The 19,440-nt window shown below is 69.1% G+C and carries 15 protein-coding genes; 11 read left to right on the plus strand and 4 right to left on the minus strand.

Going from position 1 to position 19,440, the window contains the following annotated elements:
• Positions 1–5: 5 nt before the first annotated feature.
• Genes C6Y53_RS00570 through C6Y53_RS00615 form a run of 10 tightly spaced genes read left to right on the plus strand, consistent with a single transcriptional unit; the run spans position 6 to position 14,693 of the window.
• Positions 6–2,930 (plus strand): M23 family metallopeptidase, encoded by a 2,925-nt coding sequence (locus tag C6Y53_RS00570; RefSeq protein ID WP_149615427.1) that lies wholly within the window; start codon positions 6–8, stop codon positions 2,928–2,930.
• A complete protein-coding gene (locus C6Y53_RS00575; RefSeq protein WP_106470666.1) occupies positions 2,930–4,015 on the plus strand; it encodes a hypothetical protein in 1,086 nt (361 codons plus the stop codon). Before C6Y53_RS00570 ends, C6Y53_RS00575 begins: the two co-directional genes overlap by 1 nt.
• Positions 4,012–4,659, plus strand: a complete 648-nt coding sequence (locus C6Y53_RS00580) for a phage baseplate assembly protein V (protein WP_211299430.1) — start codon at positions 4,012–4,014, stop codon at positions 4,657–4,659. The genes C6Y53_RS00575 and C6Y53_RS00580 overlap by 4 nt, the downstream gene beginning before the upstream one ends.
• A 12-nt stretch (positions 4,660–4,671) precedes the next feature.
• Positions 4,672–5,067, plus strand: a complete 396-nt coding sequence (locus tag C6Y53_RS00585) for a PAAR domain-containing protein (RefSeq protein ID WP_106470667.1) — start codon at positions 4,672–4,674, stop codon at positions 5,065–5,067.
• Positions 5,068–5,070: 3 nt separating this feature from the next.
• Positions 5,071–5,547: a hypothetical protein gene (locus tag C6Y53_RS00590; RefSeq protein ID WP_106470668.1), complete on the plus strand. Its 477-nt coding sequence runs from the start codon at positions 5,071–5,073 to the stop codon at positions 5,545–5,547.
• On the plus strand, positions 5,544–7,283 hold the full coding sequence (locus C6Y53_RS00595) for a baseplate J/gp47 family protein (protein ID WP_106470669.1): 1,740 nt from the start codon (positions 5,544–5,546) through the stop codon (positions 7,281–7,283). The genes C6Y53_RS00590 and C6Y53_RS00595 overlap by 4 nt, the downstream gene beginning before the upstream one ends.
• 3 nt (positions 7,284–7,286) lie before the next feature.
• On the plus strand, positions 7,287–9,677 hold the full coding sequence (locus C6Y53_RS00600) for a two-component regulator propeller domain-containing protein (protein WP_106470670.1): 2,391 nt from the start codon (positions 7,287–7,289) through the stop codon (positions 9,675–9,677).
• Position 9,678: 1 nt separating this feature from the next.
• Positions 9,679–11,163 carry a hypothetical protein gene (locus C6Y53_RS00605; protein WP_106470671.1) on the plus strand — a complete coding sequence of 495 codons (1,485 nt, stop codon included), beginning with the start codon at positions 9,679–9,681 and terminating at the stop codon, positions 11,161–11,163.
• 3 nt (positions 11,164–11,166) lie between these two features.
• Entirely contained in the window at positions 11,167–13,146 is a 1,980-nt protein-coding gene (locus tag C6Y53_RS00610; RefSeq protein WP_106470672.1) for a hypothetical protein, read from the plus strand.
• A 2-nt stretch (positions 13,147–13,148) separates the two neighbouring features.
• Positions 13,149–14,693 (plus strand): hypothetical protein, encoded by a 1,545-nt coding sequence (locus C6Y53_RS00615; protein ID WP_106470673.1) that lies wholly within the window; start codon positions 13,149–13,151, stop codon positions 14,691–14,693.
• A gap of 22 nt (positions 14,694–14,715) precedes the next feature.
• Here the strand turns inward: C6Y53_RS00615 and C6Y53_RS00620 are convergent, their stop codons facing one another.
• From C6Y53_RS00620 to C6Y53_RS00635, 4 genes are read right to left on the minus strand one after another with little or no spacing between them, the layout of a single operon-like run.
• Positions 14,716–15,498, minus strand: coding sequence for an SDR family NAD(P)-dependent oxidoreductase (locus tag C6Y53_RS00620; RefSeq protein ID WP_106473872.1), 783 nt, complete (start codon positions 15,496–15,498; stop codon positions 14,716–14,718).
• Positions 15,495–16,433, minus strand: a complete 939-nt coding sequence (locus C6Y53_RS00625; RefSeq protein ID WP_106470674.1) for an SDR family oxidoreductase — start codon at positions 16,431–16,433, stop codon at positions 15,495–15,497. Before C6Y53_RS00625 ends, C6Y53_RS00620 begins: the two co-directional genes overlap by 4 nt.
• Positions 16,418–17,332, minus strand: a complete 915-nt coding sequence (locus C6Y53_RS00630; protein ID WP_106470675.1) for a bile acid:sodium symporter family protein — start codon at positions 17,330–17,332, stop codon at positions 16,418–16,420. The genes C6Y53_RS00625 and C6Y53_RS00630 overlap by 16 nt, the downstream gene beginning before the upstream one ends.
• Positions 17,332–18,669, minus strand: a complete 1,338-nt coding sequence (locus tag C6Y53_RS00635) for a flavin-containing monooxygenase (protein ID WP_244614908.1) — start codon at positions 18,667–18,669, stop codon at positions 17,332–17,334. The genes C6Y53_RS00630 and C6Y53_RS00635 overlap by 1 nt, the downstream gene beginning before the upstream one ends.
• A gap of 65 nt (positions 18,670–18,734) precedes the next feature.
• Between C6Y53_RS00635 and C6Y53_RS00640 the strand changes: the two genes are divergently transcribed.
• Entirely contained in the window at positions 18,735–19,406 is a 672-nt protein-coding gene (locus C6Y53_RS00640) for a TetR/AcrR family transcriptional regulator (RefSeq protein WP_106473873.1), read from the plus strand.
• Positions 19,407–19,440: the final 34 nt, after the last annotated feature.

Here is a 19,440-nt window from a genome sequence, read left to right on the forward strand (position 1 = left end):
AGAGGATGGCATTGGGAACCGCGCTGCTTCAACCCTACGCCATCGGGCGGGACAGTCCCGACCCGATGCTGGGTCTGGCCGAGGATATCGCCCGGCTGATCGCGATCTTTGCCGAGGATGCGCTGGCCGACGGACCGCTGGCGAAGGAAGCGCAGGCCGCCGCCGAAGAGGTCGGCCAGACCATCATCGCCTGGTTCACCGATACTGGCGCGGACAACCAGACCCGGCAGGCCCGCGCGGTGGCGCGGCTGAACGCGCGGTTCATGCCGGCCCGCGCCTTTGTCCAAGGGCTGCTCGACGACACCGCAACGGCCCAAGCCGACCCGTCGCTGGTCATCGGCCTGATCCGGCAATTGCTGGCGCTGGGAAAGAGCGCGACCGAGGCGACCACGCTCCCGGCGATCCGGTCCGAGCTGGAATTCGTCAAAGCGCTGATCGAGGACGACCTGGGGTTCGGGCCCGATTTCCTCGCCGCGCGCATCGCCGACTACATCGCCGCGTTGCGCCGCCGCCTTTCGGACCTGCCCGCGCCCACCGATGCGCAGGCGCGGCGCCGGATACACCTGGCGCGGGTGACGCTGGCCCGGCTGGGCCTGCACACGCATCTGCTGGTGCCGCCGGGCCTCGAGGTCGAACCGATGGCGCGCGGCCTGCACCGGCTGCTGCAATCCTCGGGCGTGCAGGACGCGCTGCGCGAAGCCGGCTGCGCGCTGGACGGGATCGAGAAGGTCCTGAATGCCGCCGTCGCCGCGGGCGAGGCGGTGGCCACCGTTCCGCAACCGGTCGGCGCCGGCGTGGTGCCCCGGCCCGATGCCGCCGAGTATTCCTATTTCGCCAGCTTCGTGCTGCAGGACGAGGACCTGCCGCTGGTCGGCCTGTCCGAACTCGATACGCCCGAGACATTTCTGACCACCTTCCGCACATCGACCAACCCGGTCATCGTCGCCATCCGCCAGGCGATGACCGACGCCGAGCGCGACCCGCTCGACACTTTCACCGGGGGCGACCCGGACCGCGACAGGCTGCTGGGCATCGTCGCCGCGCTGAACCGTATCATCCAGACCCGGCCGATCCTCGACCTGGGCGACGATACGCTGATCGCCGAAACCGACCTGCCGGACAATATCAAGGAGCTGCGCTCCGCCTATCGCGACGATCAGGACCTGTTCCTCTACAACCGCCGGGTGGTCGAACATGTGTTCGGCGGACGCGTTTCGGCGCTCGACGCCGACAGCACCCGCTGGTTCGGCCGCTGGGCGGCGGGTACGTTCAAATGGCCACATCACCAGGTCTATGTCACCGGCGACCGCAAATTCGTGATGTGCGACGACATGCCGATGCATGCGGGCACGGATGTGAAATGGTTCCAGGCCCCGATCTTTGCCGGGCATGTCCGCCACGGGCTGTGGTTTTCCTTTGCCCATGCCAAACCCGAGTTCTGCGAGATCTGGGCCCAGGTCTGGTCGCTGCTGGCCGATGCCGCCAAGGCGATCTGGCACACGCTGGAAATCCAGCCCGGCCACGAGGCGCAGAACGCCACCGTCTGCGCCATCGAATATGCCGATCTCGTGCAACAGATCCTGTTGGGCAAGCCCCTGTCCGCGCATCTCATCGAGGGCGACCCGCATCTGCGCCGCTGGGGCAAGTCGATGGACAGTTTCGTCGGGCTCAAGGGCATCGCGACCTTCGGCGCCAGTTTCCAGAACCTGCAATCGGACGCGCCGACGGAGAAATTCCGCCACTGGATCACGGTGCTGATGGGCGATGTGTTCCGCACGCTGGGACCGATCCAGATGTCGAACGCGCTGCGCGACCTGATGATCGGGTTCGTGGTGCTGCTGAATTTCGGCGGCCCCCGTGACGGGCCGTCCACCCTGTCCGGCGACCCCGCGCGCAATCACCAGAAACAGGAACCGTTCGTCGCGTTTTCGGACTCGATGTTCGCCATGGCTCTGATCTCGCTGTTTCCGCAGGACAATTACTCGATCATGCTGTTCAACCCGGACCGGGACGATCTGGAGGACCAGCGCACCAGCGCCATGGCCGTGCACTGGCTGGCCGGCGGTGTCGGCATGGGGCTGCTGGCGGGACTGAGCGGATCGCTGGTGGCGCAGATCATCGCCTGGGCCGAGGATTTCAAACGGTTCTTCATCACCGGCGGCATCTCGGCGGCCAAGATGTTCGGGCTCTACTGGCTCTATCTCTACGTCTTTCGCGAAAACGCCACCGAGGGCGGGCGATATCGCGCGGGCGGCGGCAGTTTCCGGGGCTATCCGGGCCGCGAGACCTCGCCCTATCTGCTGCCCTACCCGGCCGGCGTGTCGCGGTTCTGCGGCCAGGCCAATCTGGGCCTGTTCAGCCACAACAACATCACCAATTCGGATTTCGACACCCCGGCTAACAACGCGGTACAGCAGGCCTATGCCTATGATTTCGACCATGATTTCCGCGAACCCATCGCCTGCAGCCGCGGCGGCGTGGTCTGGGCCTTCCAGGAGGGCATGGGCGACAGCACGACGGGGGCGTGGAATTTCCTGACCATCCGCCATGACACGATCGACACCGAACATGACGATTTCGGCACCGGGCCGGTGCAGACCTATTCGGTCTATGGCCACCTGTCGCAGAACGGCGTGACCAACGCGCCGTTTTTCGGCGGCACCACGCCGACACCCGAGAGCACCAATCCCGGCGCGGGCACGCCGGTGTCGCAGGGCGACCTGATCGCGCTGGCGGGCGATACCGGGATGAGTTTCCACAACCACCTGCACATGCATGTGCTGCCCGATGACGGCACCGGTGCCCCGTCCACGGTCTTTGCCATCCCGTTCGTGTTCCGTGACATGCGGGTCGGCATCCTGCCGGTGAACAGCTTCCTCAACGATGGCGTTCTCAAGAGCACCACCTGGTATGAATCGAGGAACGGCTGATGGTTTTCGGATTGCTGGACAGGGACGCCGAGACGACGCCGGGCCTCACCGCCCCCCGGATCTCACTGAGCTTTGGCAGTAGCGGGCCGGGTGGCGATCTGGGCGGGCTGGCGCCCGATATCGGCCCGTTCGACGGCGGTGCGGGGCTGGAAACCGGCGTGCTGGCGCTGGAGCTTGCACGCGGCTTTGCGCCGTTCGTGGACTGGGCCGAGCTGCATCTGCGCCCGCCACCGGGCGCGGACCCGCTGCCGCCGCTCGGCGAAACCGGCAGCCTCGGCGTCACGGTCGGCAACCGCTCGGTCACCTTTGCCTTCACGCTGGACAGCCGCGAACACCGCTCGGACGGGTCGGTGCGGCTGGGTCTGGGCAACGGGGCACGGCGGCTGGCGCAGGCGCGGGTATCGACGAGCTTTGCCGAAACGCCGCCGGGCGACGTGATCGCGTCGCTGTGTTCCGAGGCCGGGGTCGACACCACCGCCTCGGGCGGGCCGAACCTGCCGCGCTATTTCGCCGATGACGGTGTGTCGGTGCTGGATCATGTCGCGCGGCTGGCAGCGTCGATGGGGCGGCTGGCCCGGTTCGACGACGAGGGCCGGCTGGAACTGATCGACGATGCCAGCGCCGGCGAGGAAATCCCGGTCGCGGCGGGCGATGCGATCCTGTCGGCACGGCTGACCGAACGCGCCGCCACCGGGGCGGTTCGCATCACCGGCGCGGGCGCGACCGAATGGGCCTGGCTGCGCAAGGATGCCGGCCCGAACCAGGCCGAGGGTGGCAGCGCGCCGCCCCTGCGCGACATATCCGCCCCGTGGCTGCGCAGCCCCGATGCGGTGGAGGGTTTCGCCCGGGCCCGCGGCCGGGCGCTGGCCCGCGACGCCGCCCCCGGCGAGCTGCTGCTGGCCGCCTATCCCGACGCGCAGCCCGGTGCGATCCTCGCGCTGTCGGGCACCGCGCAGGACGGGCCGTGGCGGGTGATGTCATCGACCCTGCGCACGGACCCGGAAACCGGGTTTTCCAACCGCGTGACGCTGGCGCGCGCGGATGCGGATGCCGGCGCGCTCGGCCTGTTGGGAGGATTGCTGTGAATACCGATGCCTACCAGGATCTCCGCCGCATCATTCGCGAGGAAATGCGCGGGCTGCGCATGCCGGAACTCGCCGTCGTGCAGGACATCCACCCCCATGCCAGCGCTTCGGACAGCGACAATTATGCCTGCACCGTGCGCCTGCGCGACAGCGACGCCGTGCTGGAACGGGTGCCGGTGATGACGCCGCGCAAGGGGCTGGCCGCGATCCCGGATGTGGGCGATCTGGTGATCGTGCAGTATCTCGGCGGGTCGGCCAACGCGCCGGTGATCCTGGGCAGCTTCTACAATGACGAGGACCGCCCGCCCGAAAACGCCGAGGGCGACGCGCGGCTGCGGCTGCCGTCGGATGCGGGCGACGGCGAAGGCGTCGACCTGCATGTGACCTCGGCCGATGCGGCATCGGCCACGGTGCGGCTGGGGTCGTCGCTGGACCTGAAACTGCAGGATGACGATCCGGTGGTGTCGATCGACGTCGGCGGCGGGCAGGCGCAGATCACCGTGGACAGCGATGGCACGCTGACACTGAAATCGAACAAGGCGGTCGTGCTGGACGGCACCGAGATCACGGTCAAGGGCAGCGCGGTCACGATCGAGGCACAGGCGGACCTGACGCTCAAGGGCGCGATGATCAATCTGAACTGAGGAACGCACGAGATGGGAAAACCGGCAGCGAAACAGGGCGACATGGTGGTGGCGACGGATATCCATATCGTGATGATCCCATCGCCCGGCGGCCCGATCCCGACGCCGCTGCCCCATCCGTTCACCGGCCAGCTGGACGGACAGCTCAGCCGCGATGTGAAGATCGACGGAAACCCGGCGGCCACCCAGGGCTCGACCGCGACCAACAGCCCGGCGCATATCCCGCAGGGCGGCCCGTTCCAGAGCCCGCCCGCCAACCGCGCCGAGATCATGCTGGGATCGACCAGCGTGTTCGTGAACGGCAAGCCGCTGGCCCGGGCGGGCGATACCGCGCTCACCTGCAATGACCCGGCGGACCTGCCGGGCGGCTCGGTCATCGCCGCCGGCACCGTGTTCGTGGGAGGCTGAGGGATGAACGCACAGACCAATCTCGGCAAGGACATCGCGCTGACGCTGCTCGACAACCGGCTGCTGCGCATCTACGCGCCCGCGGAGACCACCAGACGCACCGTCGAGGGCGGGCGCGGCCTGACGATCCGTGATTTCGACACGCTCGAGGGTCGCGGCAATCTCGGGCAGGCGCTGGTGATGCGGCTGCTGACGCCGCAGGGCGAACTGGCCCCGCTGGGTCATCCCGCCTATGGGTCGCGGCTGCACGAGATCATCGGCGACCGCAACACCGATACCATCCGCAACCTGGCCAAGCTGCATGTGCTGGCCTCGCTCGAGGCGGAACGGCGGATCGACAAGGTCACGTCGGTCGCGGTCACCCCGCACCCGAGCCTGCGCGACGTGATCCGCATCGCCATCGAGGCGCTGCCGGTTGGCGCCGATGTGCCGCTGGCCATTTCCTTTACGCTTGAACTCGATACGGGAGGACAGGGATGAGCTTTCGCCGCCGCGACTATCCGGAAGTCCTTGAAACCATGCTCACCGGGCTGGCGGGTGGCACCTCGGCCGAGGCGCACCCGTTCCCGCCGCCCGGTGACGGCATCCGCACGCTGCTCGAGGCCCCGCCCGCGCGGCGGCTGGTTTCCGTGCACGGCGCGCGCAACGGGCTGTCGCACCGGTTCCGCGCCGGTACCGACGTGGAACTGTCCGCCGACGGCACCGCGCTGATCTGGAAGGACGCGGGCGACAAGCCGGATGCCGGAACCCTGTTCGAGGTCAATTACCTGCGCCGCGATACCGCCGTGCAACTGACCGATTTCGAGGTCGGCAGCGTCACCCGGACGCTGGTCGAATCCATCGCCCGCGAAACCGCCCGCGTTCATGCCGAGATGGAAGGCGTCTATCGTGCCGGGTTTCTCGATACCGCGACCGGGCGGGCGCTGGACAACGTGGTGGCGCTGCTGGGCGTGACCCGCGTGCCCGGCGGGCGGGCGCGGACCGAATTGCGGTTCCAGCGCGATGCGGGCGCGACCGGGGCGATCACCATCCCCCAGGGCACCCGCGTGATCGACGCCGACGTGACCGTCGAATACGAAACCGTCGAACCCGTGACCATGACCCCCGCACAGCGCCGCGTGTCGGTCGAGGCGCGCGATGTCGAGCCGGGCAACTCTCCTGTCGGCGCGGATGTGCTGATCGTGCTGCCGGTGCCGATCGCGGGTGTCGCGTCGGTCACCAACCCGGCCCCGGCGGCCCGCGGCGGCGCGCCGGAAACGGATACCGAGCTGCGCGCCCGTGCCCGCGCCTTTCTGCAGGGCTCCGAACGGGGCACGCTGGGCGCGTTGCGCGCGGCGCTGGCGCGGCAGGGACTGCAAGGCGAGATCGAGGAACCCGCGGACCGGCCCGGCGTGGTGGTGGTGCGCCCGGTGGCCGAGGCGATGTCGCCGGAACGCCATGCCCAGCTGGCCCGCGCCCTTGACGAGGCCCGCCCCGCCGGTATCGTGCTGGAACTGGCCGGGACCGAGGTGCCGGTGGGTGTCGATCTGTCCCTGCAGGTGACCACCCGCGCCGGGCTGGCCGAACCGGACCGCCGCGCCGCCCACGAGGCGGTGCGCGGCGCCGTCGCCGATTACTTTGCCGCCCTGCCGGTCAAGGACAATGCCAGCATCAACCGGATCGTCGGTGCCGTTCTGGCGGTCGAGGGCGTCGAGGACATCTCGCTGCTGTCGGCCGACCTGCTGTTGTCATCGGGGGCCGAGAACCGGCTCGATGCCGCCGGCGGCGTGATCGACCTGGCCGGGGTCGCGACCGCCCTGTCGGACGTGTCGATCTCGGACCCGCTGCTGCCGACACGGATGGATTTCGCCGTGTCCTTCTCCGCCGCCGAGCCTGCGCCCGACGCCAACCAGATCACCGCCGCGCTGGATGTGGCGGTGTCCCATCTCACCGACCGCGCGGCAGCCGGCGGAACCGAGGCGGAACGGTCCCTGTCCTTCGGCAAGCTGCTGCATGTCCTGCCCGCGCCGCTGGGCGACGGCGCGACGCTTGCCGCGTTCGATGCGGCATCGCCGCAGCCCGCGCTGCCGACCGATGCCGGCGCCTATGCGGTCAGCCTGTTCCTGCAACAGGCCAACGGCCTGACCCGCGTGCTGTCCGCCGATGGCGATACCTACCTGCTGGACGCGGGCGAACGGCTGACCCTGGGTGCGGTGTCGGTCGAGGCGGAGGACTGAGCCGTGGCCGCAGAAGACGCCATCCGCGACCTGCTGCCGACGCTCTGGCGCCCCGAACCCGGCGCCGAGGGGCTGCTGCCCAACCTGATCCGGGTCACCGGCGCAGGCCTCAGCCGCGCCCGGATCGACGCGGGCAACACGATGCAGGCGCATTGGTCGCGCTTCGGCGACTACGCGCCGATCTCGCCCTTCGTCGCCGCCTTTCGCAAGGAAGCCGGGCTGCCGGTGCTGCTTCCTGCCGATGCCGAGGTCGAGGCGCATCCCTATCTGGACGATCTCGCCCGGCTGGCGGGGTTGCTGGCGCTGGTTCCCTACACCGACCCTGCCGCCGCGCGCGAAACGGTGGAACAGTTCCGCCGCCGCGTGCTGGGCACGGTGGCGCTCTGGCGCGGCGGTGTCTCGACCCCGGCCGCGCTGCGGCAGGCCGCGCGTCTGGCGCTGTCGGGCACGCCCGAACGCGCGGTCAGCGTCGAGGAGTTCGCCCCCGGCGCGACCCTGTCGCAGACCGCGGCGACGCGGGGCAGCCCCGGGGGGCTGGTCGGGCCGCTGATGCGCTGGAGGATCGACGCCAGCACATTGGCGCCGGTCCCGCCCGAGATATTCATCGAGGGCGCGACCCCCGAACCCGGCCGCATCGACATCGCCGATCACCCGGTGATCGAACGGTTCGATCCGGCCACCGGAACCGGGATCGGCATCCTCTATAACGGGGTGGTGGAACCGGGCCAGGTGCTGGCCCTGCGCCCCACCTATTCCAGCTGGCTCGGCGGTGAAACCGGGCTGCGCAGGGCCATGTCGCTGCCCGACGATATGCCCGACGACATACCCGCCAATCCCACCGCCCTCGGCCCGTGGGCCGCGGCGGCGGGCGCACCGGCGGGCCATGTCGCGGCGCTGGCCACCGGGCCGGATGGCGCGCTCTGGGCCGCCGTGAACGATGCCGGTGACGGGCAGCTCTGGCAATTGACCGCCAGCGGCTGGACCCAGGCGTTTTCCGGCCTGCCGGTGCTGCGCTGCCTGCTGGCGGACGGGATCACGTTGCTGCTGGGGCATGGCAACGGGCTCGCTCGGCTTACGGTATTCGGCAGCCCGCCCACCCTGGCCCCCGATCCGGCCACCGCGACCGGGGCGGCGGTCCATGCGCTGGCCCGCGCGGGCGACGGCACGATCTGGGCGGCCACCGCGACCGGCGCGGCGACGATCGGCCCCGGCGATACGCTCGTCGCGGTCGGACCGGGCGCGCGCGCGGAAACCGAAACCGCGCTGGCGGCGGTGCTGGCCGAGCCGGACGGGATCGTGACCCTTGGCGGCGCGGCGGGGCTGTTCCGCTTCGATGCAAGGGCCGGAACCTGGCATGTCTATCGCGGCGACAGCCTGGACGAAACCGTGCCGGATTGGCTGCCCTGGGACGCGGCGAGCGATGCGCTGCCCGCCGACGAAGACGTGTTCCTGCCGCCGGTCACCGCATTGCTGCGCGGACCGGACACGCTGCTGTGGATCGGCACCGAATACGGGCTGGCCGCCTGGGGGGCGCATCGCATCCGCAACACCTATGCCACGCGGCTGCGCGCCTTTCCTGCGCTCGGCACCGGGACGATCCATGCGCTGGCGCAGGACGAACGCGGGCGGATCTGGGCCGGGACGGATCGCGGCCTGCTGGTCCATGACGGGGTCGACTGGTTCGAGGCAGACACCGCGCTCACCCGCCTGCCCCGGCCCGCGCCCGAAGACCCTGGCAGCGGCTGGCGGTTCGACCGGACCGGCGGCGCGTGGCAGTTCGCCGGCGCGACCGGGACCGGCTTTGCCGCGCAGTCGCCCGCCGTCATCACCGCCGACAACGCCGCGGTGACGGCGCTGCACTGGACCGATGGCGCCGAAGCGCGGCTGGGCACGCTGACCGGGGACGGCTTTGCCGTGGACGGCGGCGCCACGCCGGCGGCGCTGCGGCTGCGGGTCAAACCCTCGCCCGACCGGATCGCCGAAGGCGGCCTGCCCGCGATCCCGCGCCTCGCTCCGGGTATGACCCACTGGCGCTACCTGCGCGAGGAAGAACCGGCGCCACCCGCGCCCAGTTCGTTTCCCGCCTGGACCCGCGAAGGCCGGTTGCTCACCCCGCCCGCCGAACGCACCGCCCCCTGGGAAGGCCGCTACCTGTCCAGCAAGGAACGCGCGATGCTGGACCAGGTCTTTGCCTTCAACCCGGCGGCGCGCGTCACCTTCCGGTGGCAACCGCGCGCGCCGTTTTCGATCACCGTCAGGCTGGACCGGCCTGACCCCGCCGAAACCCTGCCCGGCGCCGTTCTGGACCGGGTGTTCGAGGCTGCCGACCGCGTGCGCCCCGCCGCGGCGCAGCTGCGGCTGGCATTCGGCGATCCCGTCGTGAGAGGAGACTGACATGGCTGAACTAGCTGATGAATTCGGAGGCAAGGTCGATGGCGAACTGATCCGTGCCGCCGATTGGAACGGCCTGATCGCCGCCATCGAGACCCGGTTCGACAGCCTGCGATCGGACCTGTCGGACGCCCGGGCGCGGATCGACGCCAACGCCGCCGACCTGCAGGCGGCGCAGGGCCAGATCGAGGACCTGCAGGATCTCGCGACGCTGGTTCGCACCCGGTACCGGCAGTTGCAGCTGTCCACCACGCGCAGCCGCTTTGCCATCGGCGAACGCGCCGAGATCGTCGCCCGCGTCACCGATTTCGACGGCAACCCGCTGGACCTGTCGAACCCCAACAGGCGGCCCTGGGTCGATTTCGTGACCGTGTGGGGCAGCCTCAAGGCCGCGCCCGGTTTCACCTCGCGCGCCGGCACCGGCGGCAAGACCGTGGCGGTCCGGGTGAACGCCGATGGTGAAGCCCGCGCGATGCTGCGCGAGGAAACCGGCGTGTCCTTCGACGAGGAGGAAGAACTGGAAATCTCGGCGGTGCTGGCCACCACCATATCCGGGAACAGCGTGGCCGACGCCTTCCTTGCGGCCTCGACTCCGGCGGCCAGCGAGATCGCCCAGGCCTACCAGGTGGTGACCAACGCCTATGAACGCAGCGACACCATGGTGATGCGCAACTATCTCGACGGGATCTACCTGAACAACCCGACGCGCACCTACATCCCGCTGGCGCCGACCTTCACGCTCAACTGGCATGACGAATACGCCACCGTCATGGCCTTTGTGAAACCCGATGACAGCCCCGGCACCGCCGACAGCGCGATGGCGGCGGGATCGATCCGGGTCACGTTCCGCGACTGGGTCTATCCGTGGATCATCACCCAATACCTGCCCCCGACACCGCCGCTGGTCGACGGCTATGTGGCCAATTTCACACCGCTGATCCTCGAGGGGCTGGAACCTGCCGTTCTGGGCATCTTCAACACCATCCAGGCCGAGGTGCAGCCGCTGGGCCTGCTCGGCCAGCAGCGCCAGTATGCGGCCGCGATGGAGGCGATCAACGTCCTGCCCGCCGCCGGTCAGCCCGAGTATTTCCAGGCCATGGTCGCCAACGTGGCCGGCGGGCTGACGGTGCAGCAGGGGATGGTCTATTCGGCCGCGATGTCCCCCGGCATGGCCGAGGCGACCGGCGCGGCCAAGGCGGTCGCCGGCGCCGGCGTCCGGGGCGAAAAGGCCGCCGGTGCGGTCGCCGCCACGGTCGCGGCGGAAACCGCGACCAGCGTCGCCGCCGCCGAGAACCGCATTCTCGGCCAGGTCCGCGCCGAAAACACCAAGCTTACCAACGACCTGCTGGGCGAAACCGGACCGGTGCGCCGGGCCGAGACCATGGCGCTCGATGCCGCCAGCAAGGTCGAGAAGGTCAATGTCGAACTGGGCCGGAAGGCGGGGATGGAGCTGGTGGGCCAGTTGCTCGCCGCCCGCGATCTGGGCTGAGCCATGCAGGCCGGCATCCTGCACCCTGCCGATATCGGCCCCACCGACGCAGACCGCATCCTGCGGTTCCTCAACGGCGCGGCCGATGCAAATGCGCTGGCGGAAACGGTCGGGTTTTCCGACGGGCTCGGCGCCAGTCGCCGGGTCGCCGCCGAACTGATCGCGGCGCGCCCGTTCCGCAATCTCGACCAGGTGCTGGCGGTGACCGGCATGGGCGTGCTGCGGTTCACCGAACTGGCCGTCGCGCTGTCGGGCGCGCGCCCGCCGCTGGCGCCCGACCGGTTGCAGTTCCTGCCGGTGGAGCCGGTGCTGTGGCTGGGTCAGAGCATCAACATCGCCGCCCAGCTGACCAATCCCGACGGGATCGGGATCGTCACCCGGCATGTGACCTGCATTGCCAGTGACGGCATCCTGTCGGCGCGGTCGGGGCTGCGGATACAGGCGGGCACGGCGATCCGCATCGCGCCCGAACCCGGCGGGCTGGTGCGGTTCAGCTTCGGGCCGGACCTGTCGCCGCCGCTGGACGACAGCGCACGCGCCGCGCTCGCCGCCGAACTGTCGCAACTGGACCGAACGGCCGAAACGCCGGGCGAGGCCGACAAGGGGATCGCCGCACTTGCGGCACGGTATCGCGGCCAGTGCGCGGGCGCGTTGCAGACCGCGATCGACCGGCTGTTCGAAACCCATGATATCCCCGTGATCTCGCGGCTGGCGCCGTGGCCGCTGCAACCGGTCACGCTGCTGGCGCTCACCCATGACGACGCGGGCCAGGTGCTGCAGGCGGCCTCGCTGACGCTGGAGCTGCGCAACTGGTTGGGTGCGTTTCACATCGCGCTGGCCGAACAGATCAACAATGACCGGCTGCTGCCCGATGCGCTGAAACACCTTGCCGCCGATGCCGAGGCCGGGCGTGACCTGTCGCGCCAGATCATCCAGGCCACACAGGGCTACGCGGCGCTGGAGCGCGGCGCGGTGGGCCGCCGGCTGCGCGATGCGTCGACCGGTGGCATCGTGAACGCGTTTCTCGACGCCTCGGCGAGCACCCTGAAAGGCGATGCCATCGTCAACACGGTCCGGGCCGCAGGCGCATCCGAGGCGGCGATTGCCGCGGGCGGTTTCGCGGTGTTCGAGGCGATCCGCAGCGTGCAGGAGGTCGGGGACACGATCAAGCCTCCGCCCAGGTTCGACGGACTTACCCGCGACGATCTGCACGCCTTTGATACGCGGCTGGCAACGCTCGAAGGCAGCAGCGTCACCAAGACCGAGCTGTCCCGGTTCGAACGCAACCTGACGGCGGACATGACCAGCCGGGTCGCGGAAATTGAACGGGATGCCGTCAGCCAGGGCGATCTCGACCAACTGCGCCAGACCATCACCGCCGAAATCGACACCAGGATCGCCCGGCTCGATCCCGGCCGCGAGATCAACGACAGGCTTGCCGGGATCGATGGCCGCCTCGAGGATCTCGAAGGCCGCGCCGTCACGCAACGCGACCTCGACGCGCTGCATACCAGCCTGACCCGCGATCTGGACGCCAGGATCGCGCAAGTAGACGATGGCGGCGCCAACGCCCGCCAGATCGCCGAGATGGAAGAGCGGCTGAAGGCGGTCGAGAGCGGTGCGGTGTCGAAACGCGATCTGGACAGGTTCCACGGCACGATCACCGAGGAATTCGACGCGAAGCTGAAACTGGCGACGCAGCGGTCGATCAGCGAAACCCGGCTCGAAACCTTCCGGGCCGAGGTCGACCGTGACATCGATGCGCGCATGGAAACCATGGTGCCGCGCGCGGAGATGGACGAACGGATCGCCGCCGTCGAAACCGATATGGCAAACCAGCTGCGGACCAAGGCGAACGCGCGGTCTCTGAGCAGCCTGAGAGCGTCGCTCGACCAGATGAACCAGGACCAGAACAAGCTGCGCACCGACCTGACGACGCTCGAACGCAAGACGGTCACCATCCGGCGCGACGGGCGGTCGTAGCGATGAGCCGGATCACCAAGTCCGATCTCGGATCGCAGGCCGCGACCGCCGCGCTCGACCGCGCCGAAGGCGGGCGGTTCAGCCGCATAATCCGCCTGACCCTGCCCACCGGCGGGCAGGCCGACCGCGCCACCATCGCGACCGGCACGGTGCTGGACACCCGGTTCCTGAACCGGGATGCCGATGCGCTGGCGCCCGATGCTGTCGAAGCGGCATCGTTTGCGGCCTCGGGCGGGCACCTGGTTCTGTCGCTGCCCGTGGCCCGGCAGATCCGGTATCTGCGCCTGAAGACCCCGGTCGATGGCGACCGGATATCCGCCTATCGTTTCGACGGGCAGGCGGTGTCCGAGGACCCGGTGCGCAGCGCGACCCATGGCAGCAGCGGCGCGCGGCTGGACGTGACCGATGCGGCGCTGATCCTGAAACGCAAGAACGGCAGCGAGGTCGCGCTGAGCGAGGCCGAGATTGACGCGGTGACGCTGCGCTATGCGCCGCTCAACCCGCGGCTGGCGCTGCGGCTGCCCGGTGAAACCGGCCCCGGCATTCCGTTTCCGGTCCAGACCGATGCCGACGGCCTCCCGGTCTTCCCGGCCGACGGCACCCATGGCGGCGACCTTGCCGCGGCCTTGCAGGCCCTGCTGGCCCGCCTGCCCGCCCCGCTGCCCGATCCGCTGGAGATCGACCTGATCCTGTCGGCCGACCAACCCTGTGCCGCGCGGATCGACGCGCTGGACCTGTCGCTGGTGCTGGAAACGGCGGCCCTGCCCGAAAAGGCGGTGCTGCGGTTTTCCGGACAGCGTCAGGACCGGCAGAGCCTGCCGCTGAGCCTGCCGGACGGGGCGCTGCTCGCCGGTGGCACGCTGTCGGTCACGGTCTCCGGCATGGGACCGCGCCAACAGCGGCAGGACGCGCCTGCGACCCCGCTGCCCGCGATCACGGGCGAGGGCCTCCGCGTGGCGGATGCCAGCCCGGTCGCCACCCGGATCGACATGGCCGGGGCGCAGGTGATCATGGGCGGCGACCTCATGCTGGCCGCGCCGCATGGCCCGGTCGAATTGCGCGCGATGCTCTATTCCGATCGCGACGGCCTGCCCGGCGATGCGCTGGCCGAAAGCGACAAGCGCGAGGCAAGCCGCGCCAGCCCGACCGCGACGGCATTCACCTTTCCGGCGACACCCGTTCCGGCCGGGCCGGTCTGGCTGGGGGTGGTTGCGGTCAGCGGCGTTGCCGTCGCCATGCTGGGCGGGACGGGCCGGATCGCCCGGCGCGACGGTCCCGCCTTCGTGATCGTCGAGGATGATCAGACGCGCGGGCTGAGCGCGGTGCTGCGCCCGGTCAGCCCGGCCCTGGTTTCCGGCACGCCCGGCGGCCCGGTGCTGACGCTGGACGACCTGCCGCTTGCAACCCTGCCCACGGCCGGCAGCACCAGCCTCGATCTCGCCACTGCCGTCCCGGCGCTCGGCGGAACCCCGCGCCTGAACGTGACCAGCAGCGCCAAGGCAATCGTGACGATCGACCCGCCGATCTTGCGTTACGGGTTGCCCTGATCGGGCGATCCGCCCCCGCCGGTCAGGACGCGGCGCTGCGGCCCCGGATCCGGCGCCGCATCTCGCGCTGGTAGAGCGCCGGGGACAGCCGGTTGAGCAGGCTGGCCATCCGCGCGACCCGGCCGACGGGGATATGGTCCCTGCCCCGGTCAAGCCCCCTGAGAATGATCCGCGCCGCGGCCTCCGGCGTCATCGCGTCGATGCCATCCGCCGCCGATCCCGGCCGCATGATCCCGGTTTCCGGCGCCGGGCCGACCGCCGGGTTGGTGGCGATGAAAGACGGCGCGGCGATGGCGACGCCCACGCCGTGGGGGGCTTCTTCGGCGCGCAGGGATTTGAAGAACCCCTCCAGCGCGTGCTTGCTGGCGGCATAGGCGGTGCGGTGATAGAGCGGCGCGAACCCGGCCACCGACGAGATCGCCAGGTGGGTGCCCCCGGCCGCGCGCAGCGCGGGCAGAAACGCGCGCGCGCAGTCCACCGCCGCGAAATAGTTGATCTCGAAGACCTTGCGATGGGTTTCGCATGGAAGATCGGCGAAAGCGCCCGATTGCGAGATGCCGGCATTGTAGATCACCAGGTCGATGGACGGCCGCGCGGCGATGATCTCGGCGCAGGTGCGGCGCAGCTGGTCGGGAACGGTCAGATCGCAGCCATGGGTGCTGCAGCGGCGCGTGCCGGTCGCCGCCTCAAGCTCCGGGCCGGGCAGGTCCACCAGCGCGGTGAACCAGCCCCGGGCACGCAACTGTCCGGACAGGGCGCGGCCCAGGCCACCGGCGCCGCCGGTCACCACCGCGGTGCGCGTCATCGCGCGGTCTCCCACCACCGGGCGAAGGCTTCGGCACTGGACCGGCGCGGGACATAGCCGAAATCGCGCTTCAGCGCGGTGTTGTCCAGAACCGGACGATAAAGCAGGAACCGCACCTGTTCGGGACCATAGCGGGACAGGCCCAGCGGCCGCGCCACCACCAGCGCGGCACGCACCAGCACGGGCGGCACCCACCGCACGCTCTTGCCCATCGCCGCCGCGATGTCGGATACGGTCATCGCGCCATCGCCCGCCACGTTGTAGATCCCCGGCGGCCCGTCGAGCGCCGCGCGTTCCAGAACATGCGCCAGATCGTCGTCCCAGATGAACACGAACGGGCTGTCCGACCCGCGCAATCCCAGCAACCGGGGCTTGTGGAACAATGCGGTGATCTGGTTTTCCAGCCCCGCGCCCAGAACCGTGCCGACGCGCAGCACCACCTGTTCCAGCGCCGGTGTCTCATGGCGTGCGGTGGCCAGCATCTCTTCGACCAGGCGCTTGTGCCAGGAATAGGCAAATTCGCGATTGCCGCGAATGGGGTCGTCTTCGCCCAGCGGCACGGCGTTGTCGGCGTGATAGCCATAGGCCGCCCCCGAGGAGGTCACCACCAGCCGCCGCACACCATGGGCCAGGCAGGCGTCCAGCACGTTGCGGCTGCCGGTCACGTCGACCGCGTATTCCAGGTCGCGGGTCGATCCCGCACCCGGCGTGACCACCGAGGCCAGATGCACCACCACATCGGGGCGCACCCCGGCAATCACGCGGTCCGGATCGTCGCCGGTTACGTCCATCGTCAGGAACCGCGCATTCGGCGGCAGGGCCTCGGGCGGGCGGATATCGGTCGCCACCACGTCGAGACCGGCACGGTCCCCGAGCAGGCGCAGCAGCGCCGCGCCCACGGCCCCGGCGGCACCGGTGATCAGGATGCGGGACATGCCGACACCTCGCGCCGTGCAAAGAGTGCGGCCAGCGCCAGCCCCGCGATCGCGTGCCAGACCCCCCAGAAGGCGGCGGCGACGGCCATGCCGCCCAGCCCGCCGAAAAAGGCGAAGATCAGCACCAGCCCGAGACCGGAGTTCTGGATCCCGGTTTCGATGGTGACCGACCTGCGGTCGCGTTCGGCCAGCCCGGCCAGGGTGGCGATGGTATAGCCACCGGTAAAGGCCAGCGCGTTATGCACGAAAACCAGCCCGACGATCACGCCGGCGAACTGGACCAGGAACCCCCAGTTGCCGGCCAGCGCAACCGCGATGAACCCGGCAAAGATCGCCAGCGACAGCATTTGCATCGGCCGGTTGATCCGTGCCGCCAGCGCCGGACGCCGGGCTCTCAGCACCATGCCCAGGATTAGCGGCAGCACCAGCATCACCCCCACGGTGATGGCCACCGAAACCGGGTCGATGCGCACCTGTTGCAGGATCGCGCGCGTGGGGGTGTAGAGATACCCCCAAAGGGCAATGTTGGCCGGGGTGATCACGATGGCCGAAACGGTGGCAAATGCCGTCATCGACACCGACAGGGCCACGTTCCCCCCGGCCCGGTGGGTGATGAAATTCGAGATGTTGCCCCCCGGGCAGGCGGCGATAAGGATCAGACCCATCGCGATGGACGGCTGGGGCCGGAACGCCAGCAGCATCAGGAAGGTCAGCGCCGGCAGCAGCAGGAACTGCGACATCAGCCCGACCAGCAGCGGCTTGGGCGCGCGCAGCACCCGGCTGAAATCGGCGGTCCTGAGATCCAGCGCGATCGAGAACATGAGAATTGCCAGGATCGCGTTCAGGACCCGCAGGTTGCCGGCGTCGAAATTCAGGACCACGTCATCGATCGAACCCATCACGCACCTGCCTTCAGGGCCGCGATTTCGCCCGTCACTTCACGGCGATAGGTCGCCTTGTCGACATAATAGGCCATCCGTGGCAGGTCGATATAGGACATGCCACCGGTGACGCGCCCGAAGTCCTTGGCCTTGCGCGCGCGCAGGCGCTGCGCGGCCCCGCTGCCGTCGCGAAGCCCGGCGATATACCGCGCGACCATCTCGGCCTGTTCATGGCGGCCCTGCCAGCCCAGCCCGGAGGCCTCGACCATGCCCAGGACGAACAGGTCATCGCGGTCGGGATGCATGCAGTTGAGATAGAGATGCGGGGCATCCGCCTGCCAGTTCAGCAGTTCGGGGGCGATGAACGGGTAATGCAGCCGGTATCCGGTCGCGGCCAGGATCATGTCGTATTCGCCGCTGCTGCCATCGCGGAAATGAACCTGCCTGCCGTCGAGCCGGTCGATATCCGGCCTGACCCGCAGGTCGCCATGCCCGGCATGGAACAGGATCAGCGAATTGACCACCGGGTGGGATTCGTAGAGCGCGTAGTCGGGTTTCGGAAACCCGTATTTCTGCGGGTTGCCGACGAACCATTTCAGCAACGTCCCGTCGATCCGGCGCTTGAGCCACATCGGCAGCCTGATCCGGCCCCCCACCGTATCCGCCGGTTGGCCAAAGACGTATTTCGGCACGAAGTAATACCCGCGCCGCATCGAGATATCGCAGGACAGACCGTGATGGATCGCGTCCACCGCGATATCGCAGCCGGAATTGCCCGCGCCGACGATCAGCACCCGCTTGCCCGCGAACCGGGTCGGGTAACGGTATTGCGAGGCATGGATCAGCTCGCCGTCGAACGCGCCGTCGAATTTGGGCATGTTCGGTTCCGACAGGGTGCCGTTGGCGATCAGCAGCCCGGCAAAGCGGCGCTCATGTTCGGAGCCGTCCCTGTCACGCCAGCGCAGGATCCAGCCGCCGCCATCGACCGGGCGGGCTTCGATCACCTCGGCGCCAAAACGGTAATGCGGATAGATATCGAAATGCCGCGCGAAATCGGAAAAATACGACTTCATCTCGCGATGCGACGGGTATTCGGCCACGTCGGCCCCCATCGGAAAGTCGTCAAACTCAGTCATCTTTTTGGACGAAATGAGATGTGCGCTTTCATACATGGTCGACCGTGGGGCGTCGATATCCCACAGCCCGCCGACATCGTCGGCCAGTTCGAAACCCTGAAACGGGATATCCTGTTCCAGCAGCGTCTTTGCCATCGCCAGACCCATCGGTCCGGCGCCAATCAGGGCAAAGGCATCCTCGCCGGGCATGGGTCCCGCCCGTCCATTGAAACCAGTCATGATAACTCCTACACGAATTTATTTATCTTGAACATTCGTTCAAAATAGGCAAGATGTTTCTTGATATGGCCCAACATGCTGTAACAACGAGAAAAAGGGCGCCGTCACGGCGTTCGCTCGAAGCGCGGGCGCGAATCTTCGATGCCGCGGAGCAGGTTTTTGCCGAGCGGGGATTCGAAGGCGCCTCGATCCGTGACATCGCCGAACGCGCGCGGGTCCAGAAGGCCAGCGTGAATTTTCACGGCGGCGCCAAGGAGGACCTGTTCGAACGGATCGTCACCCGCCGCGCCGACGAGCTTTCGACCGCGCGGATCGCCGCGCTGGAGGCGGTCGGCCCCTGCCCGCGCGATCCCGCCGCCGAACTGATCGCGGCTTTTGCCATGCCGCTGCTCGACCGGGCATTTGGCGGCGACCCGCAATGGATGGCCTATGCGCGGCTGATCGCCATCGTTTCTGCCGATCCGCGCTGGAATGACTTGACCGCCAGGCTCTATGACCCGGTGGCCATGACCTATGCCCGGCGGCTGTCGGCCAGCTATCCCGACGCCAGCCCCGAGGATGTGGCCGCGGGCATGGTGTTTTCGGTCTCGGCGATGCTGGCGCTGTGCACCTCGCAATGGCGGATCACGGCGCTGAGCCCCGGCAATCCCGACCCGGGCCGCGCGGCGCTGATCGACAGGCTGATCGACTACTGTGCCGCCGGCATGACGACGCTGCTGGGGGCGCCGGTCCGCTGAGGACCATGCCCTCCGACACACCGCTATCGTATCG

The organism is Pukyongiella litopenaei (assembly GCF_003008555.2).
Lineage (GTDB): Bacteria > Pseudomonadota > Alphaproteobacteria > Rhodobacterales > Rhodobacteraceae > Pukyongiella > Pukyongiella litopenaei.